The organism is Streptomyces sp. NEAU-sy36 (assembly GCF_013423905.1).
GTDB lineage: Bacteria > Actinomycetota > Actinomycetes > Streptomycetales > Streptomycetaceae > Streptomyces > Streptomyces misionensis.
The window spans coordinates 7,626,927-7,653,357 of record NZ_CP058977.1 but is presented as its reverse complement, the minus strand read 5'-3'; the positions used below and the strand labels follow the sequence as shown (position 1 = coordinate 7,653,357).

Here is a 26,431-nt window from a genome sequence, read left to right as displayed (position 1 = left end):
TGTTAGCTGTCCCCTGCCCGTCACCAGGGGTCTGCCCTCACTCGAGCACCGATGGCCGAACCCCCTTGAGCTGGGGTTTCCGCCTCTGTGTTTGAGGGAGGGGCCGGTACGCGCGTAGTGAGTCCGAGCCCTCGGAAGGACCCCCTCTTGGCCGCCTCGCGCAACGCCTCGACCGCGAATACGAACAACGGCGCCAGCACCGCCCCGCTGCGCATTTCCTTTGCAAAGATCAAGGAGCCTCTCGAGGTTCCGAACCTGCTCGCGCTGCAGACCGAGAGCTTTGACTGGCTGCTCGGCAACACCGCCTGGCAGAGTCGGGTCGAGGAGGCTCTGGAGAACGGTCAGGACGTCCCCACCAAGTCCGGTCTGGAGGAGATCTTCGAGGAGATCTCCCCGATCGAGGACTTCTCCGGGTCGATGTCCCTGACGTTCCGGGACCACCGCTTCGAGCCGCCGAAGAACTCCATCGACGAGTGCAAGGAGCGCGACTTCACGTACGCCGCCCCGCTCTTCGTCACCGCCGAGTTCACCAACAACGAGACCGGTGAGATCAAGTCCCAGACGGTCTTCATGGGCGACTTCCCGCTCATGACGAACAAGGGCACCTTCGTCATCAACGGCACCGAGCGTGTCGTGGTGTCTCAGCTGGTCCGTTCCCCCGGTGTCTACTTCGACTCCTCCATCGACAAGACGTCCGACAAGGACATCTTCTCCGCCAAGATCATCCCCTCCCGGGGTGCCTGGCTGGAGATGGAGATCGACAAGCGCGACATGGTCGGTGTGCGCATCGACCGCAAGCGCAAGCAGTCGGTCACCGTCCTGCTGAAGGCGCTCGGCTGGACCACCGAGCAGATCCTCGAGGAGTTCGGCGACTACGAGTCGATGCGCGCCACCCTGGAGAAGGACCACACCCAGGGCCAGGACGACGCGCTGCTGGACATCTACCGCAAGCTGCGTCCGGGCGAGCCCCCCACGCGCGAGGCCGCGCAGACGCTCCTGGAGAACCTCTACTTCAACCCGAAGCGCTACGACCTCGCCAAGGTCGGCCGCTACAAGGTCAACAAGAAGCTGGGCGCCGACGCCCCGCTGGACGCCGGCATCCTGACCGTCGAGGACATCATCTCGACGATCAAGTACCTGGTGCAGCTGCACGCCGGCGAGACCGAGACCACGGGTGACAACGGCGAGACGATCGTCGTCGAGACCGACGACATCGACCACTTCGGCAACCGCCGTCTGCGCAGCGTCGGCGAGCTCATCCAGAACCAGGTCCGCACGGGTCTGGCCCGGATGGAGCGCGTCGTGCGCGAGCGCATGACGACCCAGGACGTCGAGGCGATCACGCCGCAGACCCTGATCAACATCCGGCCGGTCGTCGCCTCCATCAAGGAGTTCTTCGGCACCAGCCAGCTGTCGCAGTTCATGGACCAGAACAACCCCCTGTCTGGTCTGACCCACAAGCGTCGTCTCTCGGCGCTCGGCCCCGGTGGTCTGTCCCGTGAGCGGGCCGGCTTCGAGGTCCGCGACGTGCACCCCTCGCACTACGGCCGCATGTGCCCGATCGAGACGCCCGAAGGCCCGAACATCGGTCTGATCGGCTCGCTCGCCTCCTACGGCCGGGTCAACGCGTTCGGTTTCGTCGAGACCCCGTACCGCAAGGTCATCGACGGCCAGGTCACCGACGACGTCGACTACCTGACCGCCGACGAGGAGGACCGCTTCGTCATCGCGCAGGCCAACGCCCCGCTGACGGACGAGCTTCGCTTCGCCGAGGCCCGCGTGCTGGTCCGCCGCCGTGGCGGCGAGGTCGACTACGTCGGCCCCGAGGACGTGGACTACATGGACGTCTCGCCGCGCCAGATGGTGTCGGTCGCGACCGCCATGATCCCCTTCCTGGAGCACGACGACGCCAACCGTGCCCTCATGGGCGCGAACATGATGCGCCAGGCCGTTCCGCTCATCAAGTCGGAGGCCCCGCTCGTCGGCACCGGCATGGAGTACCGCTCCGCCGTCGACGCCGGCGACGTCGTCAAGGCCGAGAAGGCGGGTGTGGTCCAGGAGGTCTCCGCGGACTACATCACCACGGCCAACGACGACGGCACGTACATCACGTACCGCCTGCACAAGTTCTCCCGCTCCAACCAGGGCACCTCGGTCAACCAGAAGGTCATCGTCGACGAGGGCGACCGGGTCGTCGAGGGCCAGGTCCTCGCCGACGGTCCGGCCACCGAGAACGGCGAGATGGCCCTCGGCAAGAACCTGCTCGTGGCGTTCATGCCGTGGGAGGGTCACAACTACGAGGACGCGATCATCCTGTCGCAGCGCCTCGTGCAGGACGACGTCCTCTCCTCGATCCACATCGAGGAGCACGAGGTCGACGCCCGTGACACCAAGCTCGGCCCCGAGGAGATCACCCGGGACATCCCGAACGTCTCCGAGGAGGTCCTCGCCGACCTGGACGAGCGCGGCATCATCCGCATCGGTGCCGAGGTCATCGCCGGCGACATCCTCGTCGGCAAGGTCACCCCGAAGGGCGAGACCGAGCTGACCCCCGAGGAGCGCCTGCTGCGCGCGATCTTCGGTGAGAAGGCCCGTGAGGTCCGCGACACCTCGCTGAAGGTGCCGCACGGCGAGACCGGCAAGGTCATCGGCGTGCGCGTCTTCGACCGCGAGGAGGGCGACGAGCTGCCGCCGGGCGTGAACCAGCTGGTCCGCGTCTACGTCGCGCAGAAGCGCAAGATCACCGACGGTGACAAGCTCGCCGGCCGCCACGGCAACAAGGGTGTCATCTCCAAGATCCTGCCGATCGAGGACATGCCGTTCCTGGAGGACGGCACCCCGGTCGACATCATCCTCAACCCGCTGGGTGTGCCGTCCCGAATGAACCCGGGACAGGTCCTGGAGATCCACCTCGGCTGGCTCGCCAGCCGCGGCTGGGACGTCTCCGGCCTCGCCGACGAGTGGGCCAAGCGCCTCCAGGCCATCGGTGCCGACAAGGTCGCCCCGCGCACCAACGTCGCCACCCCGGTCTTCGACGGTGCCCGTGAGGACGAGCTGGCGGGTCTGCTGCAGCACACCATCCCGAACCGCGACGGCGAGCGCATGGTGCTCCCGTCCGGCAAGGCGCGGCTGTTCGACGGCCGCTCCGGTGAGCCGTTCCCGGACCCGATCTCGGTCGGCTACATGTACATCCTGAAGCTGCACCACCTGGTCGACGACAAGCTGCACGCCCGTTCGACCGGCCCGTACTCGATGATCACCCAGCAGCCGCTGGGTGGTAAGGCGCAGTTCGGTGGCCAGCGCTTCGGTGAGATGGAGGTGTGGGCCCTTGAGGCCTACGGCGCCGCGTACGCCCTCCAGGAGCTGCTGACCATCAAGTCCGACGACGTCACCGGCCGCGTGAAGGTCTACGAGGCCATCGTCAAGGGCGAGAACATCCCCGAGCCCGGCATCCCCGAGTCCTTCAAGGTGCTCATCAAGGAGATGCAGTCGCTCTGCCTGAACGTGGAGGTGCTGTCCAGCGACGGTATGTCCATCGAGATGCGTGACACCGACGAGGACGTCTTCCGCGCTGCGGAGGAGCTCGGCATCGACCTGTCCCGGCGCGAGCCGAGCAGCGTCGAAGAGGTCTGACGGGAGTCCGGCGGGGCCCTCACCCACAGGGCCCCGCCGACCCCCAGGCCCCCGTTTCAGACCACAGACTTACGACCCTGAGAGGGATTGACGCATAGTGCTCGACGTCAACTTCTTCGACGAGCTCCGGATCGGCCTGGCCACCGCTGACGACATTCGGCAGTGGAGCCACGGCGAGGTCAAGAAGCCCGAGACCATCAACTACCGCACCCTCAAGCCCGAGAAGGACGGACTCTTCTGCGAGAAGATCTTCGGCCCCACCCGGGACTGGGAGTGCTACTGCGGCAAGTACAAGCGCGTCCGCTTCAAGGGCATCATCTGCGAGCGTTGTGGCGTCGAGGTCACGCGCGCCAAGGTGCGTCGTGAGCGGATGGGCCACATCGAGCTCGCCGCGCCCGTCACCCACATCTGGTACTTCAAGGGCGTCCCGTCCCGACTGGGCTACCTGCTGGACCTCGCCCCGAAGGACCTGGAGAAGGTCATCTACTTCGCGGCGTACATGATCACGTACGTCGACGAGGAGCGCCGCACCCGCGACCTGCCCTCCCTGGAGGCGCACGTCTCGGTCGAGCGCCAGCAGATCGAGAACCGCCGCGACTCCGACCTGGAGGCCCGCGCCAAGAAGCTCGAGTCCGACCTGGCCGAGCTGGAGGCCGAGGGCGCCAAGGCGGACGTGCGCCGCAAGGTGCGCGAGGGCGCCGAGCGCGAGATGAAGCAGCTGCGCGACCGCGCGCAGCGCGAGATCGACCGCCTCGACGAGGTGTGGAACCGGTTCAAGAACCTCAAGGTCCAGGACCTGGAGGGCGACGAGCTGCTCTACCGCGAGCTGCGTGACCGCTTCGGCACGTACTTCGACGGCTCGATGGGTGCCGCGGCGCTGCAGAAGCGCCTGGAGTCCTTCGACCTCGAGGAGGAGGCCGAGAAGCTCCGCGAGATCATCCGCACCGGCAAGGGCCAGAAGAAGACCCGTGCCCTCAAGCGGCTCAAGGTCGTCTCCGCGTTCCTGCAGACCTCCAACAGCCCCAAGGGCATGGTCCTGGACTGCGTCCCGGTCATCCCGCCGGACCTGCGTCCGATGGTGCAGCTGGACGGTGGCCGCTTCGCGACCTCCGACCTGAACGACCTGTACCGACGTGTCATCAACCGCAACAACCGCCTGAAGCGGCTTCTCGACCTCGGCGCGCCCGAGATCATCGTGAACAACGAGAAGCGCATGCTCCAGGAGGCGGTCGACGCCCTCTTCGACAACGGCCGCCGCGGCCGCCCGGTCACGGGCCCCGGCAACCGTCCGCTGAAGTCCCTCAGCGACATGCTGAAGGGCAAGCAGGGCCGTTTCCGTCAGAACCTGCTCGGCAAGCGTGTCGACTACTCGGCGCGTTCCGTCATCGTCGTCGGCCCGCAGCTCAAGCTGCACCAGTGCGGTCTGCCCAAGGCGATGGCGCTGGAGCTGTTCAAGCCGTTCGTGATGAAGCGCCTGGTCGACCTGAACCACGCGCAGAACATCAAGTCGGCCAAGCGCATGGTCGAGCGCGGCCGCACCGTCGTGTACGACGTCCTCGAAGAGGTCATCGCCGAGCACCCGGTGCTGCTGAACCGTGCGCCCACCCTGCACCGCCTCGGCATCCAGGCCTTCGAGCCGCAGCTGGTCGAGGGCAAGGCCATCCAGATCCACCCGCTCGTCTGCACCGCGTTCAACGCGGACTTCGACGGTGACCAGATGGCCGTGCACCTGCCGCTGTCCGCGGAGGCGCAGGCCGAGGCCCGCATCCTGATGCTGTCCTCGAACAACATCCTCAAGCCGGCCGACGGCCGCCCGGTGACGATGCCGACCCAGGACATGGTCCTCGGTCTGTTCTTCCTCACCACGGACGGCGAGCTGCGCGACGTCAAGGGCGAGGGCCGCGCGTTCGGCTCCACGGCCGAGGCGACCATGGCGTTCGACGCGGGCGAGCTGTCGCTCCAGTCGCGGGTCGACATCCGCTTCCCGGTGGGCACCATCCCGCCGCGTGGCTGGACGCCGCCGGCCCGTGAGGAGGGCGAGCCCGAGTGGCAGCAGGGTGACAGCTTCCGGCTGACCACCACCCTGGGCCGCGCGCTCTTCAACGAGCTGCTGCCCGAGGACTACCCGTTCGTCGACTACTCGGTGGGCAAGAAGCAGCTCTCCGAGATCGTCAACGACCTGGCCGAGCGCTACCCCAAGGTCATCGTGGCGGCGACGCTCGACAACCTGAAGGCGGCCGGCTTCTACTGGGCGACCCGTTCCGGTGTCACCGTGGCCATCTCCGACGTCGTCGTTCCCGAGGCGAAGAAGGAGATCGTCAAGGGCTACGAGGCGCAGGACGAGAAGGTCCAGAAGCAGTACGAGCGCGGTCTGATCACCAAGGAAGAGCGCACTCAGGAGCTCATCGCGATCTGGACCAAGGCGACCAACGAGGTCGCCGAGGCGATGAACGAGAACTTCCCCAAGACCAACCCCATCTTCATGATGGTTGACTCGGGTGCCCGAGGAAACATGATGCAGATGCGGCAGATCGCCGGTATGCGTGGTCTGGTGTCGAACGCGAAGAACGAGACCATCCCGCGTCCGATCAAGGCCTCGTTCCGTGAGGGCCTGTCCGTGCTGGAGTACTTCATCTCCACCCACGGTGCCCGTAAGGGTCTGGCGGACACCGCTCTGCGTACCGCCGACTCGGGTTACCTCACCCGTCGTCTGGTGGACGTCTCGCAGGACGTCATCATCCGCGAGGAGGACTGCGGCACCGAGCGCGGCCTCAAGCTGGCGATCGCCGAGCGCGGCGAGGACGGTGTCCTGCGCAAGACGGGCAACGTCGAGACGTCCGTGTACGCGCGCTGCCTCGCCGAGGACATCGTGGTCGACGGCAAGGTCCTGGCCCCGGCCGGCACCGACCTCGGCGACGTCCTCATCGAGGAACTGGTCAAGCACGGTGTGGAGACGGTCAAGACCCGCTCGGTCCTGACCTGCGAGTCCGCCGTCGGCACCTGCGCGATGTGCTACGGCCGCTCGCTGGCCACCGGCAAGCTGGTCGACATCGGTGAGGCGGTCGGCATCATCGCCGCCCAGTCCATCGGTGAGCCCGGTACCCAGCTGACGATGCGTACCTTCCACACCGGTGGTGTGGCCGGTGACGACATCACCCAGGGTCTGCCGCGTGTCGTCGAGCTCTTCGAGGCCCGTACCCCGAAGGGTGTCGCCCCGATCTCCGAGGCCTCCGGCCGCGTGCGGATCGAGGAGACCGAGAAGACGAAGAAGATCATCGTCACCCCGGACGACGGCAGCGACGAGACGGCGTACCCGATCTCCAAGCGCGCCAAGGTCCTGGTCCGCGAGGGCGAGCACGTCGAGGTGGGCCAGCAGCTCACCGTGGGTGCCACCAACCCGCACGACGTGCTGCGCATCCTGGGTCAGCGTGCCGTCCAGGTCCACCTGGTCGGCGAGGTCCAGAAGGTCTACAACTCGCAGGGTGTGTCGATCCACGACAAGCACATCGAGATCATCATCCGGCAGATGCTGCGCCGTGTGACGATCATCGAGTCGGGCGACGCGGAGCTGCTGCCCGGCGAGCTGGTCGAGCGCTCGAAGTTCGAGACCGAGAACCGTCGTGTGGTCCAGGAGGGCGGTCACCCGGCCTCCGGTCGTCCGCAGCTGATGGGTATCACCAAGGCCTCGCTGGCGACGGAGTCCTGGCTGTCGGCCGCCTCCTTCCAGGAGACGACCCGAGTCCTGACGGACGCGGCGATCAACGCCAAGTCCGACAGCCTCATCGGCCTCAAGGAGAACGTCATCATCGGTAAGCTCATCCCGGCCGGTACGGGTCTGTCCCGCTACCGCAACATCCGGGTCGAGCCGACCGAGGAGGCCAAGGCCGCGATGTACTCGGCCGTCGGCTACGACGACATCGACTACTCGCCGTTCGGCACCGGCTCCGGCCAGGCCGTTCCGCTGGAGGACTACGACTACGGTCCGTACAACCAGTAAGCGGGCAGTCTGAAGGGCGGCCACTCCCCTCGGGGGGTGGCCGCCCTTCGGCGTGTCCGGGGGACGTCAGCGGGGCAGACCCGCGTAGTGCCCCAGGGCGGTCAGCCGGGTCTGGTGGCTCGGGTGGGAGGACAGCAGCCGGCCCAGGGGACCGGGCTCCTTGAGCTTCTGGCCCTGCGCGGCCAGGGCGGCCTTCTTCGTGGCCTGCTCGGTCTCCAGGTGGTACAGGACCTCGGCCAGCTCGCGGGCGAAGCCCAGCTCGGCCGCCTGCTGGTCGGCGCGCAGTTCCCCGCGCCGGCCGGCGTAGGCCAGCAGGAACGGGGCGAGCACGAGCGGGATCACGATGTACCAGGCGATGACGAACGCGCAGAACACCGCCAGCGCCATGAACAGGCCCAGGGCCAGCGTCGCGACGACGGAGAAGTACCCGGTGATCAGGAGCGCGAACGCCGCCAGCGTCCGGGTCACCGCCCAGGCGATCCGGCCGGGCAGGGAGTACCAGTAGCCGAGCAGACCGGCCCAGGCGTGGCCGCCGGTGTGGTGGCCCAGCTCGTGCGCGAGCACGGCGGCCAGGTTGCTGCTCGGGATCCGGTTGAGCGAGTACGTCGTGACGGCGACGACATGACCGGCCACCGCGGCCGCGTTCAGGTCGTCGCTGTTCTGCACCATCAGCTGGTACGTGCCCGGTTCTATGCCCGCGCGCGCCGTCACCTCGTGCCAGACCGGCTCCAGCCGGGCCCGCTCCTCCTCGGAGGGCCGGCGCAGCTTGAGCACGATGCGGGCGAAGGCCAGCTCGGTCGGCCGGTGGAAGACGAGCAGACCCGATGCGACCCAGGCCAGGACCACCACCGTTCCCACGCCCGTCCCGAACAGACCAACCGCGACGGTGGCGACCAGGGCGAGGCTGACCAGGGCCCCCGGCACCTGCACGGCCAGCCGCCCGATCGCCGTGATGTCGGCCCCCCGCTGGTGCTCGGCGACGTGCACCCGGGCACCGCGGTGACGGTATTCGAGGTCGTCCGGCGCGAACGTGGGCATGGGCGGGGTGGCGCCCGGGGGCAGCGCGGGCATCGGCGGCACGGCGCCACCGGTGACCGACGCCGGGGCTCCCGGGACCGGATACGCCGGAGGCCGACCGGGGAGCGCGGGCGCGTGTTGCTCGGGGTGGGCGGGGGGCCGTGCCGGGTGCGACGGGGCGGGGACCGAGGTGTCCGCGGGGTGCCCCGGGTACGCCGGGGGTCGCCCCGGGTGGGGCGGTCCTGCGGGCGGGGCGAGCGGGGGCGTGGTGTCCGGGTACCGAGGCGGGGCCGGCGGGTTCGCGTATCCGCTCGGATACGGCGGTGCGACGGGGGCGGCCGGCGGGCCGGGGTAAGCCGGTGCCGGGCCCGGGTGGGCGGGCGGTGCTGCGGGGGTGGTCGGGCCTGGGTACGTGGGCGGTGCGGAGGCGGGTGGGGTGGTCGGGGCCGTCGTCCCGGAGGTGAAGGGCGCGGCTGTCGGGGTGCCCGGGTAGGCCGGTGGTGCTGTCGGGGTGACCGTGCCCGGGTATGCAGGCGGTGCCGCGGGGGTTTCCGGGCCTGGGTAGGTCGGCGGTGCTGCCGGGGTGGCCGTGCCGGGGTACGGGGGCGGTGTCGCGGAGGCGGCCGGGCCCGGGTAGGCGGGCGGCGCGGCAGGGTTCCGCGGGTCCGGGGTGGCCGGGGCCGACGGCCCGGGGGCGAGCGGAGTGGCCGCGTCCCGCGGTTCAGGGGCGGCCGGAGCCGCCTGGGGCGGACAGGCCGGCGGGGCGGTCGGCGGGGTGGCCGTGCCCGGACGAGCGGGCGGGGCGGTCGGCGGGGTGGCCGTGCCCGGACGAGCGGGCGGTGCCGCCGGAGCGGTCGCGTTCGGGTAGGCGGGCGGGGCCGGTGGTTCGGGGTACTGCGGTGGTGTGTCCGGCGGCTGGGGCATGAGCGGGCTCCTTCGCGTGCGGGGACGTCAGCCGACGAGCGCGGCGGTGGGCAACAGCAGGACACCGGCGGAGAAGGCGACCAGACCGGTACGGATCCACCGGTGCTTGGACGCCGCGATCCGGCTGTTCTCGGCGAGCGCCGCGAGCAGGGCGGCGCCCGGGTCCCGTTCGGTGTCGGCGAGCGCCTCGGCCAGCCGGCCCTCCCGGACCGCCTGGTGGATGTCGCCGAAGTAGCACAGGGGGCGCCCCGCCACCCAGGACCCGGCGCGGTAGCGGGGCAGTACCGCGAGCAGCAGCGCGAGCAGCGACAGGGCCAGCCCCGCCGCCCCCGCCCACCACAGCGTGGCCGCGGGACCGGAGAGCCGGCCCGGCGACCAGTTCCGCCCGGCGACCAGCCCGGTGAACAGCCCGGCCGCCAGGCCCAGCGCCGCCACCAGGACGGAGGCCTTGGCGTCGGCCCGCGCTATCTCGTCGCGCAACTCGCCGAGCAGCCGTTCCGCGGTGTGCCGTACGGGCGTGCTCGGCGGTGCGGTGGTGTCGGGGGTGGTCATGGCGCGCCCGTCTCGGACGGGTCCGTGTCCGTGCGCCACGGGGCCGCACCGGGTGCCGGCGGCACGGCCGGCGGGGGCGGCAGCGGCGGGACGGGCGGTGCGGCGGCGGGGGCCGCCCCGTCCCGCGGGGGCCCCGGAGGGGAGCCGTACGCCCCGGCCGACCCCTGTGCGGCCGGGGCGTACGGGGCCGGGGCCCCGGGAGGCGGGGGAGGGATGGTGGGCTGCGGGGGGACGTACGGCTGCGGCGGGGCCGGGGGCAGCGCCTGGGGCGGTGCCGACTGCTCGCGCATGAGGTCGTCGACGGAGCGCAGGACGGAGCGGGCCGCCTCGGCCTTCTCGTAGTCCTCCAGGGTGTCGCCCGCGATCAGTTCGAGTTCCTGGCGGATGGCGCCCAGCTGCTCCTTCTGCAGGTTGCCGACGACCATCCCGGTGTCCCCGGGGTGGGCCGCGAGGTGCAGGGCCCACGTCGCGACGCCCCCGTGCTGGAGCCAGTACCGGTAGAACGCGATCTTCTGGGCGGCCAGTTCCTGGGCCTGCTGCTCGCGCAGCACCTCCAGATGGTGGTCGAGCTGCGCCCGGCGCATCCGGAACTCGTGCTCGGGATCGAGCATCTCCGACTCGTAGCGCAGGGTGCGCAGGCGCCGCCGGTGGGCGATCGCCTCGTCGTCCAGTCGCAGCCGCACCGCGCAGGTGACGTGCAGACCGGTGCCCGCGGCGAAGACGCCCTCAGCCGTGACCGCCTGCTGCACGGCCCGTTCGGCGCCCGGGCTGTCCTCGATGGAGAAGCCCCGGGTGACCGGGCGCGCCACCTGGTGCAGTTCCCGGGCGAGCCGGGTCGGCACGTCCCGTTCGCCGCTCGCCACGAGGGCCTTCGGGTCCGCCACCCGCCAGGTGAGGTCGGCGGTGCCGCTGAAGGAGAACGCGTCGTCGTCGCTGGGCAGTTCGAGTTCGAGCCGGACCGGGTGGCTGCCCATGTCCACCTCGTACACGGAGGTGTAGCGGCGGGCCGTGGCCTCCGCGCGGCTCGGGCGGTGCGGGGGCATGTAGACGTCGTACGAGCCGCCCGCGGTGACGAAGACCAGGGCGTGGTCGATCGCGCCGACCTGCCGGCGCACGGTGTAGTCGAACCGCGAGATCGGGCGCACGGTCAGGACCGGGTCGATCAGCGCGGTGTGCCGGTCGGCGTTCTGCGACCACTCCGGTGGGCGGCGGAAGTCCGCCATGACTCAACTCCTCGTTTTCTCAGGGTCGTTCAGCGCTCGTCGGCGCCGGGTGCAGCACCGTGAGCAGGTGCTCGGCCATCGGAGGGCGGGGGCCGCCGTCCTGCGCGCGCATCGTGCGCAGTGCGTGGTCGAGGCGCTTGCGGTCGTCCGCGCTGACCACCAGGGCGGGCAGCAGCAGCTCCAGGGCGGTGGCGGCGTCCGCGCGGCGGGTGGCGACGTGCACCCAGGTCCGCAGGGCGGTCAGCGCCGCCCTGGTGTGGGTGCGGTCGTTGAGCGCGGCGCGCCACAGGGTGGCCAGGTCCCGGGCGGCGTCCTGCTGGTACATGCCGGTCTCGGCGTACCAGCCGACGAGCGCGCCCTCCTCGTCGTTGTCGCACGCGCGCGCGAAGGCGGCCAGGGCGAGGTCGCGGACCGCCGGCGTGTCCCGCTGCGACAGCCGTACGAACTCGGCGAGCACCTCCTCGCGGCGCTGACCGGCGGAGAGCAGCAGGGCGGCGGACTCGGTGAGGTGGTCCTGCTCGGCCGGGCTGCTGGCGTCGATCCGGGCGCGGGCGGCCAGCGCCTCCAGGACCGGCCCGGCGAGGTCGGGGCGGAGCGGGGCGAGCAGGCCGAGGGCGCGGATGGCGGTCCACCGCCGTCCCCGGTGGCCGTCGGTGCACCACTGGCTGAGCAGCCGCAGGACGATCGGCACGTCGAGCAGCTGGGCCAGCGCGAGCGTGTTGGCGGCGGTGACGCGCGGGCCGACGGCCTCCGCGGTGGCCCAGCCGTTGACGAGCAGCGCGATCGCCGAGGGCAGGTCGGCGGCGGTGAGCAGCGCGGCGGCCGCGGCGGCGCGGGTGCGGACCAGGGGACGGCCGTCGCGGGCGAGTTCCCGCAGCCACTCCACCAGGGCCGGGCGGGCCGAGGGGTGCCCGGTCCACATCTCGGTGAGCAGGACGTGCGGGGTGCGTTCGTCGTGGAAGGCGGCCATGAACTGCGGGACCGGCCCCCACTCGGTCTGCTCCTGCCGTACCTCGCCGGCGGCCCGCGCGAGGACGAGGCGGTCCTCGGCGGCCGGTCCGAACACCGGGACGGTGGGCGGCCGTTCGGGATGCTGCAACCGTTCGAAGTGCAGGAACAGCTTGTCTGCGAGTTCGGCGGCCAGCACGTAGGGCGCCTGGTCGAAGACGGCCAGCGCGATGATGAAGGCCTTGTCGCGCAGCCCCAGCTCCGGATCGCCGAGCCAGGCGCGGCACTGCTCCTCGACGGCGGCCTGCCCGAAGTCCGCGAGACGTGCCAGCGCCTGCGGACTGCCGTCGTACGCCGCGAGCGCCCCGGCGAACGCGGCGGCCTCGGCCGGACGGCGGTCGGTGTCCGCGAGGAAGCGGGCCACGGGTGCCAGCGCGAGCAGGGCGTCGGCCTCTTCGGGCCGGTGCCGGCGCAGCAGCGCCCGTACGACGTCCTCGGCGGGCGGCGGTGCCCAGGGGCAGGGCGTGACCCCGGGCAGATGCGGCGAGTTCTCCACGGTCACGACGAGACAGCCGCCGGTCCTGGCCAGCTGGTCCCGGGCCGCGAACAGATGGGTGTCGCGCAGCGGGCGGTTGCGGCTGAGCGGCAGGTCCCGCAGGACGTAGCCGCCGGGTTGGGTGAGCGCGCCGCTCAGCGCGGCGGGCGCGGTCTCGGGGCTCAGGGCGTGCACGGCGGGGACGCCCAGGCGGTGCACCAGCATCAGCGCGGCGGCGTTGCGGCCGGTGGCGTGGGCGCCGGAGAGGACCAGCACCCGCTCCTCGCGCAGCCGCTCCAGCGCGGCCGCGAAGGCGGGCCCCTCGGCGAAGACGGCGGCCAGCTCCTCGATCCGCTCGCGGGGCACCTCGCCGGAGGCGTCGGGCGTGGTCCCCACGGGCCCGTGGTGGTGGATCTCGGTACGGCCGCCCAGGTACACGTCGCCGTCCACCCGGCCACCCGACACACCGTGCTGGGAGCCGCCGACCAGGCTGCCGCCGAAACGGGTGTCCTCGCCGAGGAAGAAGCCCGGGGTGTGCGCCACCAGTTCACGCTGGGCGGCCCGTGCCTCGTGGCTGTTCTCCTCCTCCGGGTCCGGGCCGGCGGCGGGCCACGGGTCCTCGTCGGGGACCGGCCGGACCGGCGGGGCCTGCTCGTCGGGGGCCGGCTCGCCGACGGCGGCGGTAGCCGTCATGCGCCCTCACCCGCCGTGCCGCCGAGGTGCACGTCCCCGGTGACCTGCCCGCCGGAGACGCCGTGCTGGTCCCCGGCCACCAGGCTGCCGCCGAACCGGGGCGACCCGCCGCCGAAGTCGAACACCACGCCACCCGCGCCCGGCGACGCGGGCGTGGACGGCGCCTGGGCGGGTGCCGCCGGGGCCCCGGCGGCCGGCGACCCCGGTGCCGGGACGTCCCCCGACGTGCCCGGCACCGGGGCTTCCCCCGCCCCCGTTCCACCGTGGTCCGTGGCGCCGCTCGGCACCGGCCCGTGCAGCCAGGCGCGCAGCGGCCCGTTCTTGCTGGTCAGGGTCACCGGATGGAACTCGGCGGCCCGGATGCCGTGGTGGTCGTGGCGCACGACGCCGGTGTGCACGCCCTCCGACACGCACAGCGCGAAGCCGTTGTCCCGCTCCCGCAGCGCGGCGCGCAGCAGCGGGGCGTCCAGCAGCCGGCAGGCGTGGTTCAGGTCGGAACCGACCCAGCCGCCGTGCTCGTCCACGGCCACGTACCCGGTGGCGACCACGCCCCGCAGCCTGATCTGGGCGGAGCTCGATGCCAGCCGGTTGTACCCGTGCAGCCGGGCGGGCACCTCGGTGAGCAGGGCCCGCAGCAGCGCCGGGACGGACGCGCCCGCGTCGATCAGCTCCATGACGGAGTCGCCGCGGTCGGCCCGCTGCCGCAGCGTCTCGTCGACGCCGGCGCGTTCCAGCGCGCGGTCGGCGATGTCGTAGAGCACGCGCCGCAGATAGGCCTGTTCGACGTCGTCCCGGTCGCTGTACTTCTCGATGTCGAACAGCAGGATCGTCCGGCTCACGGGATCTTTCATGCTTGCCTCTCGGTCGGTGCCGTGGTGGTGGGGGCCGCGCCGCCGTCAGCAGGGTGGCGCCTGGCGCCGCGGGGGCGTGAGGACGGATGACCCACTGGGACTGTGACCGTGTGCACAGAGCGGGCGGCGGCCGGGAAGTGCGCTGTGTGCGCGGGCGCTCACTCCGGCGCGTCGGCCCGCGCGAGCCGTCGCAGCACGTCCGGTCGTACGATCACCAGCGCCCGGCGGCCGGTGCGCACCACATCGCGCTCCCGCAGGTCCTTCAGCAGGCGCTGCACCGCCTCGCGCGAGGCGCCGACCGAGCCGGCCAGCTCCTGCTTGCTCAGCGGCACGGAGAGTTCGACGCCCTCGGCGGTGCGTCGGCCGTGGGTGCGGGCGAGGTCGAGCAGCAGGGTGGCGAAGCGCTCCCGGACGGTCATGGAGGCGAACTCCAGCCGGCGCCGGTCGGCGGCGCGGGTGCGGTCCGAGGTGAGCCCGAGCAGGGCGAAGGAGACGGCGGGGGAAAGCGCCAGGAACTCCGTGAACCGTTCGCGCTGCACGGCCACCGCCCGCACCTGCTCCAGCGCGGTCACGGTGGCCGAGCGGGTACGGCCGGTCAGCGCGGCCGACTCGCCGATGATGTCGCCGGGCCCGCGCAGTGCGAGCAGGGCCTCGTAGCCGTTGGCCGCGGCCGCGGTCACCTTGGTCCAGCCCTGCACGAGGACCAGTACGTGGGAGGACGGCTCGTGGTGGTGGATGAGCACGGACCGCGCGGTGAAGGTCAGCTCCCGGCCCAGCGCGAGCAGCGCCGCCCGGTCCTCGGCCTCCAGCCGGGCCAGGAACGGCACCCGGTCGTCGAGACCGCCGTCGTACGGAGCGGACGCGGTCCACTTGCTCGCCATGCCGGTTCCCCCGAATCGTTCACCGCGGTGGACGGATCAACGTACTGAAAGGGCATCCGGCGGCAGCCCGGCAAGAGCGGAATCCGGCCATGCGGCGGAGACGGGGGAGCGGGAGCGAGCGAAGGTGTGCGACCAGCCGCGACGCCGTGCTGTGGCGCCCCGCCGCCGGGTGGCGGACGATGGGGACAAAACCATGCTGACGAGGTGGGAAAGTCCAGCGTGTCGGGGGCTGCTCCATTTGTTTTGACCGAAGTCCGTGAGGTAGGTACTCTCAGACCTTGTGCCTGGGGTGTGCCCTGGCTGCTGTGCGTGCCTTGAAACCGTATGGCGAGCCGCTACCGGCCACCGTAATTCGCGCCCTTTTCGCCTTGCGGCGGGAGTCTGGCGGATTCGACACACCCGACCGCGTGGGTCGGCGACGTTCCAGGTTAGCTGTACCCATCGGCACACAGAAACCGGAGAAGTAGTGCCTACGATCCAGCAGCTGGTCCGTAAGGGCCGGCAGGACAAGGTCGAGAAGAACAAGACGCCCGCACTTGAGGGTTCCCCTCAGCGTCGCGGCGTCTGCACGCGTGTGTTCACGACCACCCCGAAGAAGCCGAACTCGGCCCTGCGTAAGGTCGCGCGTGTGCGTCTGACCAGCGGGATCGAGGTCACCGCTTACATTCCGGGTGAGGGACACAACCTGCAGGAGCACTCCATCGTGCTCGTGCGCGGCGGCCGTGTGAAGGACCTGCCGGGTGTTCGCTACAAGATCATCCGCGGCTCCCTCGACACCCAGGGTGTCAAGAACCGCAAGCAGGCCCGCAGCCGCTACGGCGCCAAGAAGGAGAAGTAAGAATGCCTCGTAAGGGCCCCGCCCCGAAGCGCCCGGTCATCATCGACCCGGTTTACGGCTCTCCTCTGGTGACCTCGCTGATCAACAAGGTGCTGCTGAACGGCAAGCGCTCCACCGCCGAGCGCATCGTCTACGGCGCCATGGAGGGTCTGCGCGAGAAGACCGGCAACGACCCGGTCATCACCCTCAAGCGCGCCCTTGAGAACATCAAGCCGACCCTCGAGGTCAAGTCCCGCCGTGTCGGTGGTGCCACCTACCAGGTTCCGGTCGAGGTCAAGCCCGGCCGTGCCAACACGCTGGCGCTGCGCTGGCTGGTCGGTTACTCCCGCGCCCGTCGCGAGAAGACCATGACCGAGCGTCTGCTCAACGAGCTCCTCGACGCCTCCAACGGCCTGGGTGCCGCTGTGAAGAAGCGCGAGGACACGCACAAGATGGCCGAGTCCAACAAGGCCTTCGCGCACTACCGCTGGTAGTCGCAGTCCACATCGAGACCGAGAGAAGACTGAAGCCTTATGGCTACCACTTCGCTTGACCTGGCCAAGGTGCGCAACATCGGCATCATGGCCCACATCGACGCGGGCAAGACGACCACCACCGAGCGGATCCTGTTCTACACCGGTGTGTCCTACAAGATCGGTGAGGTCCACGACGGCGCTGCCACCATGGACTGGATGGAGCAGGAGCAGGAGCGTGGCATCACGATCACCTCTGCTGCCACCACCTGCCACTGGCCGCTGGAAGACGTCGACCACACCATCAACATCATCGACACCCCGGGTCACGTCGACTTCACCGTCGAGGTGGAGCGCTCCCTGCGCGTGCTCGACGGTGCGGTGACGGTGTTCGACGGCGTCGCCGGCGTTGAGCCCCAGTCCGAGACCGTGTGGCGTCAGGCGGACCGCTACGGCGTTCCGCGCATCTGCTTCGTCAACAAGCTCGACCGCACCGGTGCCGAGTTCCACCGCTGTGTCGACATGATCGTCGACCGTCTGGGCGCGCAGCCGCTGGTCATGCAGCTGCCGATCGGCGCCGAGGCGGACTTCAAGGGCGTCGTCGACCTGGTGACGATGAAGGCCTTCGTGTGGTCCGCCGAGGCCACCAAGGGCGAGATGTACGACATCGTCGACATCCCGGACACCCACACCGAGGCTGCCGAGGAGTACCGCGGCAAGCTGCTCGAGGCCGTGGCCGAGAACGACGAAGAGATCATGGAGCTGTACCTGGAGGGCGAGGAGCCTTCCGTGGAGCAGCTGTACGCCGCGATCCGTCGCATCACCATCGCGTCCGGCAAGAGCGACGGCACCACCGTCACTCCCGTGTTCTGCGGCACCGCGTTCAAGAACAAGGGTGTCCAGCCCCTGCTCGACGCGGTCGTGCGCTACCTCCCCTCCCCGCTCGACGTCGAGGCCATCGAGGGCCACGCCGTCAACGACCCGGAGGAGGTCGTCCGCCGCAAGCCGTCCGACGACGAGCCGCTGTCCGCGCTGGCGTTCAAGATCATGAGCGACCCGCACCTCGGCAAGCTCACCTTCGTCCGGGTCTACTCGGGCCGCCTGGAGTCCGGCACCTCGGTGCTGAACTCCGTCAAGGGCAAGAAGGAGCGCATCGGCAAGATCTACCGCATGCACGCCAACAAGCGTGAGGAGATCGACGCGGTGGGCGCCGGCGACATCGTCGCCGTCATGGGCCTGAAGCAGACCACCACCGGTGAGACGCTCTGCGACGAGAAGAACCCGGTGATCCTGGAGTCCATGGACTTCCCGGCGCCGGTCATCGAGGTCGCGATCGAGCCCAAGTCCAAGGGTGACCAGGAGAAGCTGGGTGTCGCCATCCAGCGTCTCGCGGAGGAGGACCCCTCCTTCCAGGTGCACACCAACGAGGAGACCGGCCAGACCGTCATCGGCGGTATGGGCGAGCTTCACCTCGAGGTGCTGGTCGACCGGATGAAGCGCGAGTTCAAGGTCGAGGCCAACGTCGGCAAGCCGCAGGTGGCCTACCGCGAGACGATCCGCAAGGCCGTCGAGCGCGTCGACTACACGCACAAGAAGCAGACCGGTGGTACCGGTCAGTTCGCGAAGGTGCAGATCGGCATCGAGCCGATCGAGAGCGGCGACACCTCGTACGAGTTCGTGAACAAGGTGACCGGTGGTCGCATCCCGAAGGAGTACATCCCTTCGGTCGACGCCGGTGCGCAGGAGGCCATGCAGTTCGGCATCCTGGCCGGCTACGAGATGACCGGTGTCCGTGTCATCCTCCACGACGGTGCCTACCACGAGGTCGACTCCTCCGAGCTCGCCTTCAAGATCGCCGGTTCGCAGGCCTTCAAGGAGGCCGCGCGCAAGGCTTCGCCCGTGCTCCTTGAGCCGATGATGGCCGTCGAGGTCACCACGCCCGAGGACTACATGGGTGAGGTCATCGGCGACATCAACTCCCGCCGTGGCCAGATCCAGGCCATGGAGGAGCGGGCTGGTGCCCGCGTCGTGAAGGGCCTCGTGCCCCTGTCGGAGATGTTCGGCTACGTCGGCGACCTCCGCAGCAAGACGTCGGGTCGCGCAAGCTACTCGATGCAGTTCGACTCCTACGCCGAGGTTCCGCGGAACGTCGCCGAGGAGATCATCGCGAAGGCCAAGGGCGAGTAACGCACCGCGTTCCCACGCTTTAGGCTTGACTCCGGAGCCTCCAGGGGCAAACAGCCGTGAACCCGGATGTTTGCCCCGGGCCCCGGGCATTAACAGCAAAGATCACCTGGCGCCGATGAAGTAAGGCGTACAGAACCACTCCACAGGAGGACCCCAGTGGCGAAGGCGAAGTTCGAGCGGACTAAGCCGCACGTCAACATCGGCACCATCGGTCACATCGACCACGGTAAGACGACCCTCACGGCCGCCATTACCAAGGTGCTGCACGACGCGTACCCGGAGCTGAACGAGGCCACCCCGTTCGACAACATCGACAAGGCGCCCGAGGAGCGCCAGCGCGGTATCACCATCTCCATCGCGCACGTCGAGTACCAGACCGAGGCGCGTCACTACGCCCACGTCGACTGCCCGGGTCACGCGGACTACATCAAGAACATGATCACCGGTGCCGCGCAGATGGACGGCGCGATCCTGGTGGTCGCCGCCACCGACGGCCCGATGCCGCAGACCAAGGAGCACGTGCTCCTGGCCCGCCAGGTCGGCGTTCCGTACATCGTCGTCGCCCTGAACAAGGCCGACATGGTGGACGACGAGGAGATCCTGGAGCTCGTCGAGCTCGAGGTGCGTGAGCTCCTCTCCGAGTACGAGTTCCCGGGCGACGACGTTCCGGTCGTCAAGGTCTCCGCGCTGAAGGCCCTCGAGGGCGACGCGCAGTGGACCCAGTCCGTCCTGGACCTCATGAACGCCGTCGACACCGCGATCCCGGAGCCGGAGCGCGACGTCGACAAGCCGTTCCTGATGCCGATCGAGGACGTCTTCACCATCACCGGCCGCGGTACGGTCGTCACCGGCCGTATCGAGCGTGGTGTCCTCAAGGTCAACGAGACCGTCGACATCATCGGCATCAAGCCGGAGAAGACCTCCACCACGGTCACCGGCATCGAGATGTTCCGCAAGCTGCTCGACGAGGGCCAGGCCGGTGAGAACGTCGGTCTGCTGCTCCGCGGCATCAAGCGCGAGGACGTCGAGCGCGGCCAGGTCATCATCAAGCCGGGTTCGGTCACCCCGCACACCGAGTTCGAGGCTCAGGCCTACATCCTGTCCAAGGACGAGGGTGGCCGCCACACGCCGTTCTTCAACAACTACCGTCCGCAGTTCTACTTCCGTACGACGGACGTGACGGGCGTTGTGACCCTCCCCGAGGGCACCGAGATGGTCATGCCGGGCGACAACACCGAGATGTCCGTCCAGCTGATCCAGCCGGTCGCCATGGAAGAGGGCCTGAAGTTCGCCATCCGTGAGGGTGGCCGCACCGTGGGCGCCGGCCAGGTCACCAAGATCGTCAAGTAAGTTCCGCTTGCTTGAAGGTCACTGACTGACCTCGGGAGAGGCCCGTACGACTCCGGTCGTACGGGCCTCTTCGCATGTCCGCCACTTTCCGGAACCCCTTGTGCGACGGCGCCGGGCCGCTTAGGAATGACCTTGCCCCCAGGCCGACCACCGCAGGCCGATCATCCGAGGAAAGTGACCCGCGTGAGCACCGTCCCGCCCGCCCAAGGCCCCGACGACCCCTCCTCCCCGTCCGACGAGCAGTGGGACGCGTTCCTGCGGGAGGTGGTGGCGGGCGGCGGCGGGCGCGCCCCCAAGGAGCCGTCGGCCCGGGCCCGGATGGCGGCCGTACGACTGCGCCGCCCGCGCCGCCCGAAGCGCACCAGGTCGGCCACCGCCTGGCTGGCGAGCGCGGCGCCCTGGCTGGCCGCGGGGGCCGTGGTGGCCTTCGGCGCCTTCCAGATGGGCCTGATACCGCAGTCCTCCGGGCCCGTCTCCGGCCCGGCCAAGGCGGTCTCCCTGCCCGGCGGCGGCACCTCGGACGGCAACCAGTGCGGCACCGGCGACTACCACCACTTCCCGCTGCCGCCCGAAGCCGACAAGCCCGAGCCCTCCGACACCGGCTCCGGTCCGCGCCTGGTTCTCGCCTCCTACGGCTACGAGAAGCTGTCGTCCCGCTCGCCGGGCCACCTCACCGTGGGCCTGGGCTTCGCCCCCGGCGCGAAGAAGTCCCTGGAACTGTCGCGGAACCTGGGGGGCCAGGGCGTGGCGGTGGAGATAGAGGGCCCGCAGGGGCTGGTGGCCGGCGCCCACGGGCTGCCCGTCACCTGGTCCTCCTCGAAGAAGGGCGCCTCCGTCGACGTGAGCGACGGGACCGGCGGCGAGATAACCCTGCCCTCCCAGGCGCTGTGCCCCGGCTACGACGCCCGCTCGGTGGCGGAGGCGCTCCAGCCCCCCACGGACTCCCACCGGACCGTCACCGGCCAGCCGGCCTACCGCCTGGTCGTCTCCCTGCGCGACCCGGCCGTCGGCACCCTGCGCACCTCGCTGGGCCTGCCGGCCGAGGACGGCGTGCTCAGCGCGAACAACCTGGTGCCGGAACAGGGGGACTGGACCGGCGGCAAGGCCGCAGTGAGCAACGTGTAGTCGCGGCGGAGCCTTGGCGGGCGACGGGGCACGGCGGGGCGAAAGGGTGGGGCGACGGGGTACGGCGGGGCGAAAGGGCCGGCCGGCGGGGCGGCGGGACACGGCGGGGCGGCCTCCGCAGGTCCGGGTGCGCGGCGAGGACGGCGGAAACGCGGCGGGGCGGCGGGCGGCACCCGGGCGGGCGTACCGGCCCGGACCGGCTGCCCCCCGGCGGTGCCACCCGCCGCCCCTACCGCTCCCGCGTCAGCTCACCGTCTTGCTCCTGTCCAGGGACACCACGGCGGTCTGGTTCGCCGTGACGAGCTGCCCGTAGTTCGGGTCGACGGCGGAGGCGCGCGCGTTGACCGCCACGTCGCCCTTCTGGAACGGGGTCGTGCCCGTGGGGTCGGCCACGGCCGTCCAGGCGGCCGGGGTGCCCGGCTCGCAGTCGACCGTCGTCGCGTACGACCCCTTGATCAGGACCTTCTTGGCGACCTGCGTGACGTCCCCGGAGACGGACACCTTGACCGGCGCGTTGCAGCTGACCGTGCCGTCGATGGTGGCCTTGCCGTCGAGGGTGCTCGCCTTGCCCGTGAGACCGACGGAGACACCGAGGTCGAGCGCGGCCGGCGGCGCCGGGTTGTCGATGTGCACCTCACCGCGCAGCGCGGCGGAGCCTCCCTCGCAGTGCTGCTCGTAGGTGGCGTCCAGCTTCTGCACGTACCCGTTGGGCCCGAAGGCGACGTCGGCGATGTGGAACGAACCGGTGAGCGTGTTGCAGCCGCGGCCGTTGCCGTCCACCGAAAGGCCTGGCTCGGCAGCCGAGTTGAACGGGTAACGGGTGGCCCCGGTGTAGTCGCCCGGCGCGAGCGCCTGACCGGAGGGGGCCGCGAGGTCCAGGTACCACCAGTCGCCGTTCGCGCCGTTGACGCTGACGGATATGTGGCTGTCGTCGGTGGAGGCGTAGACGTCGAGGCCGTCACCGGACGAGGTGCCGTAGGAGTACGACTGGCCACCGCTGATGTAGTCCCCCGAGTCGCCGCTGAACGCGAGCGAGCCGTCGGAGACGGTCTGGGCCTGCGCCGCCGGGGCGTTCAGCAGGCCGGTGGTGGCGCCGGCGCAGGCCAGCGTGAGGGCGAAGACGGTGGTGAGGCGGGCCAGGGCGGAACCGGGCCGGGCGCCGCTGAGCGGAAGAGCCGTCAATCGTGACATGGGATACCCCCCGGATATCTGTGTACGCGGGCGTCGCCGACGCGGGCGGCAGGATGCGCGCCGCATCCGTTGCCGGCTGCGATCGATGTGGATCCTGGCACAGGCCACTGACAACGCCCCACCGGTTTGTTCGGCACCGCCGGGACGGCGAGTCACCCGGCGGCCGGTCGCCAGGCGGCCTGCGGCAAAGCCCGCAGCAGCGTCAACTCCCGTATCAGCGGCGGCGGATCGAGGCGGGCGAGGGTCCCGGCCAGGCCGTCGAGGAGGACGACCCGGCCCTGGTTGTTGTGGACGTAGACCAGATTCCCGCTGATCTCGTGGCCGCCGATCTGCCGCCGTACCCGGACGACGCCCCGGGTGCCGGGCCCCGGCTCCCCGACCGCGCCGATCACGTCGTCCCAGCCGCTCACCGCCACCGGCGCGAACTCCGGGAAGTAGCGGCGCGCGAGCCGGTCCCACCAGCCGGGGGCCTCGTGGAAGGGGCTCCAGGGCAGGGGCGAGACCGGTATGCCGTCGATCCCGCAGTGCACGGCGACGAGGCAGCCGCGCGCGTGCAGGCCCCGGCCAGCCGCCCTCTGCGCCGCACCCGGCTCCATGTCGGCCAGCGGATCGCTGGGGGACGGGTGGAAGGGGGCGCCACCGTCCTTCGGCACCACCACCGAGGCGGCGAGCATCGCCGGGTCGCCGAAGCCCGGCTGGGGGACCGCCCGGCACGCGAACAGCCAGGCCGTGGCCGTCTCGTACACCGGCTCACGGTCCGGCCCGGCCGGTTCCACCAGACCGCCGTAGGTGTGCCGCAACCACGCCTCGGCGCGCGCACGCGGCCCGTCGGCGTTCACCACCGCCGCCGCGGCCCGCTGCGCCAGATACACCTCCGCCGGCATGTGGGTCGGCGGGAAGTGCACTTCCGTCCCGTCGTGCGGGACGACGAGGAGCGAGCTGAAGGGGCCCTGCATCGGATCCCCCGTCTCCAGGTGCTCCCGGAAGTCGAAGCGCACCGTCCAGCCGTACGGGTACCAGAGCGCCGTCTCGGCGAGCATCACGACGGACTGCGCGCGCTCCGGATACGCCGAGGTCCGCAGATACCGCTCGGCCGCCGCCACGGCCTCCTCCCGGCTCATCATCCCGGTCCCCTCTCCTTTTCTCCGGCCGCCGCCCGACACCTGTTCTACGATGCGGCGTCATGGCCATACCGAACACCTGGGGTGCACCGTACGGCGGTTACGGCGGCCCGCCCCCCGCGCCGCCCGTCATCCCGGCGAAGGATCTGCGGCCCAGGCGCCTGTGGTACGTGGTGGCCGCACTGCTCGGTGCCGTCCTGGTCGGCACCGGGGTCACCCTCGTCGTGCTCGCGATCAAGGACACGGTGAACTCGGTTTACACGGCGCACACGTTCGCCGGCGGGGAACAGCGCACGTTCGGCTTCACCCGGGGCAAGACCCGGGCGATCTACGTCTCCCAGTCCCGGTGGGGGCACGTCGACTGCCGTATCCCGCGTGAACTGGCCGATTCGCTGACCAAGCCGGCCGGCACCTTCCGCGTCACCCACGGAGCCCGCTCCTGGGACCGTGTCCTCGAGTTCACCCCGCGGACCAGCGGCGACTACCCGGTCATCTGCGCCTCGGAGGTCCCCGGGGCCGAGTTCGCGCTGGGCGACAAGCCCGAGGTGGGCGGCATGGTCGGCGGCATCCTGGCCGCGGTCGGCTGCTTCCTGACGGCGGCGGTCGCGGTACCGGCCATCTGCATCGTCACCGCGGTCCGCCGCGGCCGCCACCGCCGCCGGCTCCTCGCCGCGGCGACGCCCCCCATGTGGGGCCCGCCCCCCTCCGGAGCCGCACCGTGGCCTCCGGCCGGGCCGGTGGCCTAGATGTGCTGTCCCGGGACGGTGATCTCCGCCCACACCGTCTTGCACGGCACCTTGTCCCAGGACACACCCCAGCGGTCGGCCAGCGCCTCCACCAGCAGCAGACCCCTGCCCGTCTCCCGTTCGGCGCAGGGGAGCCGGACCTGCGGCAACCGTTCGCGGCGGGTGTCGGTCAGCTCGATGCGGAGCGTGCCGGCGACGAGGGAGAGGGTGAGCCGGAAGCTCCTGCCGGGCACCCGGCCGTGGGTCGCGGCATTGGCCGCCAGCTCGGCGACCACGTGTGCGGCCGCCTCCGAGGAGATCCCCCAGGTGCGCAACTGCTCCACGGCGAGCAGCCGGGCGAGCCGGGCGCCGCGCGGTGTGGCGGACAGCAGCTGGGTGAAGGTGCGGGCGGGGTCGGCGAGTTCGGCCGACGGCTCGACGGTTTCCTGATTCACGTCACTCAGCGTGGTCGAGCGTGCTTCCGTGGGGGGGTGACAACGCCCTTGCGTACGGTGACTGTCCCCGGTTTGTCTCGGCTGTCTCGGCTGTCTCAGGCGTTGTACGAGCAGGAGTGCACGTCGAGGGAGGCGCTGTGAGCGAGAGCGTGGACGAAGCGGGCTGGGACGTCGAGCCGGGCGACGAGATCGAGTCGATCGTGCAGGCGGTGGGACGCCTTCTCAAGGTGTGCCGGGAGGCGGCCGGGCTGACCGTACCCGAGCTGGCCGAGGCGCTCGGCTACGGCGAGGACATGATCCGCAAGATCGAGCGCGGGGTGCGCATCCCCCGGCCGGAGGTCCTGGACAAGGCGGACACCGTCCTGAAGGCCCAGGGGCACCTGCGCGCCTTCATGGAGGACATGAGGAAGGCGCGGTACCCCAGGAAGGTACGGGAGCTGGCGGAACTGGAGGGACGGGCGGTGGAGATGTCGCTGTACAGCAACCACAACATCCACGGTCTGCTGCAGACGGAGGAGTACGCGCGAGCGCTCCTGCGCACCTGGCGTCCCGCCTACTCGCCCGACCAGCTGGAGCGCATGGTGGGAGCCCGGATGGCCCGGAAGTCCGTCTTCGAGCGGTCGCCCTCACCGGAGTTCAGCTTCGTCCAGGAAGAGGTGACGCTGCGCCGCCCGATCGGGGACACAATGGTGCTGCGCCGACAGCTCCAACACATGCTGGAGGTGGCCGAGTTGCCGTTCGTGGAGCTTCAGGTGATGCCGACCGCGCGGGCGAATCATCCGGGGACGGGTGGCAGGATCCAGGTACTCAAGTTCGCCGACGGCACGGGGATGGGCCGTACCGACGGTGACTTCTCGGGTCGCCCGGTCTCGAACCCCAGGCAACTCCGTTTCCTCGACCTGCGCTATGGCATCATCCGGGCTCAGGCGCTCACGCCAGAGGAGTCTCTGGCCTTCATCGAGCAAGCGCTGGGAGAACTATGAGCACCCCGGAACTCCACTGGTTCAAGAGCAGCCACAGCGACAGCAGCAACGGCAACGACTGCGTCGAGATCGCCACCGTCCCCGCCACCGTCCACGTCCGCGACTCCAAGAAGCCCGACGGCCCCCGGCTGGCCGTCACGCCTGAGGCGTGGTCGGAGTTCGTGCGTGCGCTCTGACGACGACGAGCCCGTCTTTGAAGGGAGCCGGCGCCTGGGTCGAGATCGTCGCTCTCGCTGTCAGGAATGCGCCAAGAGCGAGCCCAACTACCCATGGTCATCGGGGCGTTTGTTAGCGTGACGCAGCCACGTCAGTACGCAAGCGGGGGTTGACACATGTCGGGAAGCGGCCGCGGACAGTCGGTGGGAATACGGCTCAACCAGCTGCCGGGTGACCTGGGTGGCGGGCCGGACGTCGCGCACTCTTCCGCCGACAAGCAGAGCGCCGCCAACACGCTCAACAAGGACATCGAGCCGGACACCGCGAAGGCGGGGCGCTGGGCGGACGACGAGACGGGCGCCGTGGTCAAGGCGTTCGACGCGAAGGACGGGCACGGCTGGCTGACGTCCGGTGCCGTGCGCAAGGCGCACAAGACCTGGGGGGAACAGGTTCAGGGCCTCGTGAGCCGACTGAAGGACGACGAGGCGGCCCTTCGAAGGAACGACTCCGTGATGACCGGATCGGACATCGAGACGCACACGAACGTGCGCAGGGTGTCGGTCTTCGACACGTACTCGTCACCGACGCACTGAC

20 protein-coding genes are annotated in these 26,431 nt (G+C 70.5%); 11 read left to right on the top strand and 9 right to left on the bottom strand.

Annotated features, from left to right (window positions below):
• Window positions 1-147: 147 nt before the first annotated feature.
• Together rpoB and HZZ00_RS33505 are read left to right on the top strand one after the other, a co-directional pair.
• The gene (gene rpoB, locus HZZ00_RS33510) at window positions 148-3,633 is read left to right on the top strand and encodes a DNA-directed RNA polymerase subunit beta (RefSeq protein WP_070026330.1); all 3,486 of its coding nucleotides are present in this window, start codon (window positions 148-150) and stop codon (window positions 3,631-3,633) included.
• 97 nt (window positions 3,634-3,730) lie between these two features.
• Entirely contained in the window at window positions 3,731-7,630 is a 3,900-nt protein-coding gene (locus HZZ00_RS33505) for a DNA-directed RNA polymerase subunit beta' (protein WP_070026329.1), read from the top strand.
• Window positions 7,631-7,696: 66 nt separating this feature from the next.
• On the opposite strand, the gene HZZ00_RS33500 is transcribed toward HZZ00_RS33505, so the two are convergent.
• The 6 genes from HZZ00_RS33500 to HZZ00_RS33475 all read right to left on the bottom strand — a co-directional run bounded on the left by HZZ00_RS33500 (window position 7,697) and on the right by HZZ00_RS33475 (window position 15,254).
• Window positions 7,697-8,701 (bottom strand): M48 family metalloprotease, encoded by a 1,005-nt coding sequence (locus HZZ00_RS33500; RefSeq protein ID WP_180329842.1) that lies wholly within the window; start codon window positions 8,699-8,701, stop codon window positions 7,697-7,699.
• An 897-nt stretch (window positions 8,702-9,598) separates the two neighbouring features.
• Window positions 9,599-10,123, bottom strand: coding sequence for a Pycsar system effector family protein (locus HZZ00_RS33495; RefSeq protein ID WP_180329841.1), 525 nt, complete (start codon window positions 10,121-10,123; stop codon window positions 9,599-9,601).
• Entirely contained in the window at window positions 10,120-11,346 is a 1,227-nt protein-coding gene (locus HZZ00_RS33490; protein ID WP_180329840.1) for a PE-PGRS family protein, read from the bottom strand. The genes HZZ00_RS33495 and HZZ00_RS33490 overlap by 4 nt, the downstream gene beginning before the upstream one ends.
• 19 nt (window positions 11,347-11,365) lie before the next feature.
• Complete coding sequence (locus HZZ00_RS33485; RefSeq protein ID WP_180329839.1) at window positions 11,366-13,522, bottom strand: hypothetical protein; 2,157 nt, start codon at window positions 13,520-13,522, stop codon at window positions 11,366-11,368.
• Complete coding sequence (locus HZZ00_RS33480) at window positions 13,519-14,373, bottom strand: hypothetical protein (protein WP_180329838.1); 855 nt, start codon at window positions 14,371-14,373, stop codon at window positions 13,519-13,521. Before HZZ00_RS33480 ends, HZZ00_RS33485 begins: the two co-directional genes overlap by 4 nt.
• A gap of 158 nt (window positions 14,374-14,531) precedes the next feature.
• Window positions 14,532-15,254 carry a Crp/Fnr family transcriptional regulator gene (locus HZZ00_RS33475; RefSeq protein ID WP_180329837.1) on the bottom strand — a complete coding sequence of 241 codons (723 nt, stop codon included), beginning with the start codon at window positions 15,252-15,254 and terminating at the stop codon, window positions 14,532-14,534.
• Window positions 15,255-15,720: 466 nt separating this feature from the next.
• On the opposite strand from HZZ00_RS33475, the gene rpsL reads away from it, so the two are divergent.
• The 5 genes from rpsL to HZZ00_RS33450 all read left to right on the top strand — a co-directional run bounded on the left by rpsL (window position 15,721) and on the right by HZZ00_RS33450 (window position 21,206).
• Complete coding sequence (gene rpsL, locus HZZ00_RS33470; protein WP_003948652.1) at window positions 15,721-16,092, top strand: 30S ribosomal protein S12; 372 nt, start codon at window positions 15,721-15,723, stop codon at window positions 16,090-16,092.
• A gap of 2 nt (window positions 16,093-16,094) precedes the next feature.
• Window positions 16,095-16,565, top strand: coding sequence for a 30S ribosomal protein S7 (rpsG, locus tag HZZ00_RS33465; protein WP_003998848.1), 471 nt, complete (start codon window positions 16,095-16,097; stop codon window positions 16,563-16,565).
• 39 nt (window positions 16,566-16,604) lie between these two features.
• Entirely contained in the window at window positions 16,605-18,731 is a 2,127-nt protein-coding gene (gene fusA / locus HZZ00_RS33460) for an elongation factor G (RefSeq protein WP_070026323.1), read from the top strand.
• A gap of 156 nt (window positions 18,732-18,887) precedes the next feature.
• Entirely contained in the window at window positions 18,888-20,081 is a 1,194-nt protein-coding gene (gene tuf, locus HZZ00_RS33455) for an elongation factor Tu (protein ID WP_070026322.1), read from the top strand.
• A gap of 183 nt (window positions 20,082-20,264) precedes the next feature.
• Entirely contained in the window at window positions 20,265-21,206 is a 942-nt protein-coding gene (locus HZZ00_RS33450) for a hypothetical protein (RefSeq protein WP_257585511.1), read from the top strand.
• A 243-nt stretch (window positions 21,207-21,449) separates the two neighbouring features.
• Here the strand turns inward: HZZ00_RS33450 and HZZ00_RS33445 are convergent, their stop codons facing one another.
• Together HZZ00_RS33445 and HZZ00_RS33440 are read right to left on the bottom strand one after the other, a co-directional pair.
• Entirely contained in the window at window positions 21,450-22,397 is a 948-nt protein-coding gene (locus HZZ00_RS33445; RefSeq protein WP_257585510.1) for a hypothetical protein, read from the bottom strand.
• Between the two features lie 152 nt (window positions 22,398-22,549).
• Window positions 22,550-23,521: a YrhB domain-containing protein gene (locus tag HZZ00_RS33440; protein ID WP_180329836.1), complete on the bottom strand. Its 972-nt coding sequence runs from the start codon at window positions 23,519-23,521 to the stop codon at window positions 22,550-22,552.
• A 59-nt stretch (window positions 23,522-23,580) separates the two neighbouring features.
• Between HZZ00_RS33440 and HZZ00_RS33435 the strand changes: the two genes are divergently transcribed.
• Window positions 23,581-24,264 carry a serine/arginine repetitive matrix protein 2 gene (locus HZZ00_RS33435; protein WP_180329835.1) on the top strand — a complete coding sequence of 228 codons (684 nt, stop codon included), beginning with the start codon at window positions 23,581-23,583 and terminating at the stop codon, window positions 24,262-24,264.
• Here HZZ00_RS33435 and HZZ00_RS33430 read toward each other — a convergent pair.
• Complete coding sequence (locus HZZ00_RS33430; protein WP_374028574.1) at window positions 24,261-24,707, bottom strand: ATP-binding protein; 447 nt, start codon at window positions 24,705-24,707, stop codon at window positions 24,261-24,263. The genes HZZ00_RS33435 and HZZ00_RS33430 overlap by 4 nt on opposite strands.
• A 128-nt stretch (window positions 24,708-24,835) precedes the next feature.
• Here HZZ00_RS33430 and HZZ00_RS33425 point away from each other — a divergent pair, with 128 nt between their 5' ends.
• The 3 genes from HZZ00_RS33425 (at window position 24,836) to HZZ00_RS33415 (ending at window position 26,430) form a co-directional block, all read left to right on the top strand.
• Window positions 24,836-25,681 carry a helix-turn-helix transcriptional regulator gene (locus tag HZZ00_RS33425; RefSeq protein WP_180329833.1) on the top strand — a complete coding sequence of 282 codons (846 nt, stop codon included), beginning with the start codon at window positions 24,836-24,838 and terminating at the stop codon, window positions 25,679-25,681.
• Window positions 25,678-25,857, top strand: coding sequence for a DUF397 domain-containing protein (locus HZZ00_RS33420; RefSeq protein WP_180329832.1), 180 nt, complete (start codon window positions 25,678-25,680; stop codon window positions 25,855-25,857). The genes HZZ00_RS33425 and HZZ00_RS33420 overlap by 4 nt, the downstream gene beginning before the upstream one ends.
• Window positions 25,858-26,040: 183 nt before the next feature.
• Window positions 26,041-26,430: a hypothetical protein gene (locus tag HZZ00_RS33415; RefSeq protein ID WP_180329831.1), complete on the top strand. Its 390-nt coding sequence runs from the start codon at window positions 26,041-26,043 to the stop codon at window positions 26,428-26,430.
• Window position 26,431 lies beyond the last annotated feature (1 nt).

What these genes read in the sequence shown, in the direction of transcription:
- HZZ00_RS33435 (WP_180329835.1), top strand. Translation starts at nt 23,581, where the DNA reads ATGGCCATACCGAACACCTGGGGTGCACCGTACGGCGGTTACGGCGGC.
- HZZ00_RS33480 (WP_180329838.1), bottom strand. Translation starts at nt 14,373, where the DNA reads ATGAAAGATCCCGTGAGCCGGACGATCCTGCTGTTCGACATCGAGAAG.
- HZZ00_RS33445 (WP_257585510.1), bottom strand. Translation starts at nt 22,397, where the DNA reads ATGTCACGATTGACGGCTCTTCCGCTCAGCGGCGCCCGGCCCGGTTCC.
- HZZ00_RS33475 (WP_180329837.1), bottom strand. Translation starts at nt 15,254, where the DNA reads ATGGCGAGCAAGTGGACCGCGTCCGCTCCGTACGACGGCGGTCTCGAC.
- HZZ00_RS33420 (WP_180329832.1), top strand. Translation starts at nt 25,678, where the DNA reads ATGAGCACCCCGGAACTCCACTGGTTCAAGAGCAGCCACAGCGACAGC.
- fusA (WP_070026323.1), top strand. Translation starts at nt 16,605, where the DNA reads ATGGCTACCACTTCGCTTGACCTGGCCAAGGTGCGCAACATCGGCATC.
- HZZ00_RS33490 (WP_180329840.1), bottom strand. Translation starts at nt 11,346, where the DNA reads ATGGCGGACTTCCGCCGCCCACCGGAGTGGTCGCAGAACGCCGACCGG.
- rpsG (WP_003998848.1), top strand. Translation starts at nt 16,095, where the DNA reads ATGCCTCGTAAGGGCCCCGCCCCGAAGCGCCCGGTCATCATCGACCCG.
- HZZ00_RS33440 (WP_180329836.1), bottom strand. Translation starts at nt 23,521, where the DNA reads ATGATGAGCCGGGAGGAGGCCGTGGCGGCGGCCGAGCGGTATCTGCGG.
- HZZ00_RS33495 (WP_180329841.1), bottom strand. Translation starts at nt 10,123, where the DNA reads ATGACCACCCCCGACACCACCGCACCGCCGAGCACGCCCGTACGGCAC.
- HZZ00_RS33485 (WP_180329839.1), bottom strand. Translation starts at nt 13,522, where the DNA reads ATGACGGCTACCGCCGCCGTCGGCGAGCCGGCCCCCGACGAGCAGGCC.
- HZZ00_RS33500 (WP_180329842.1), bottom strand. Translation starts at nt 8,701, where the DNA reads ATGCCCGCGCTGCCCCCGGGCGCCACCCCGCCCATGCCCACGTTCGCG.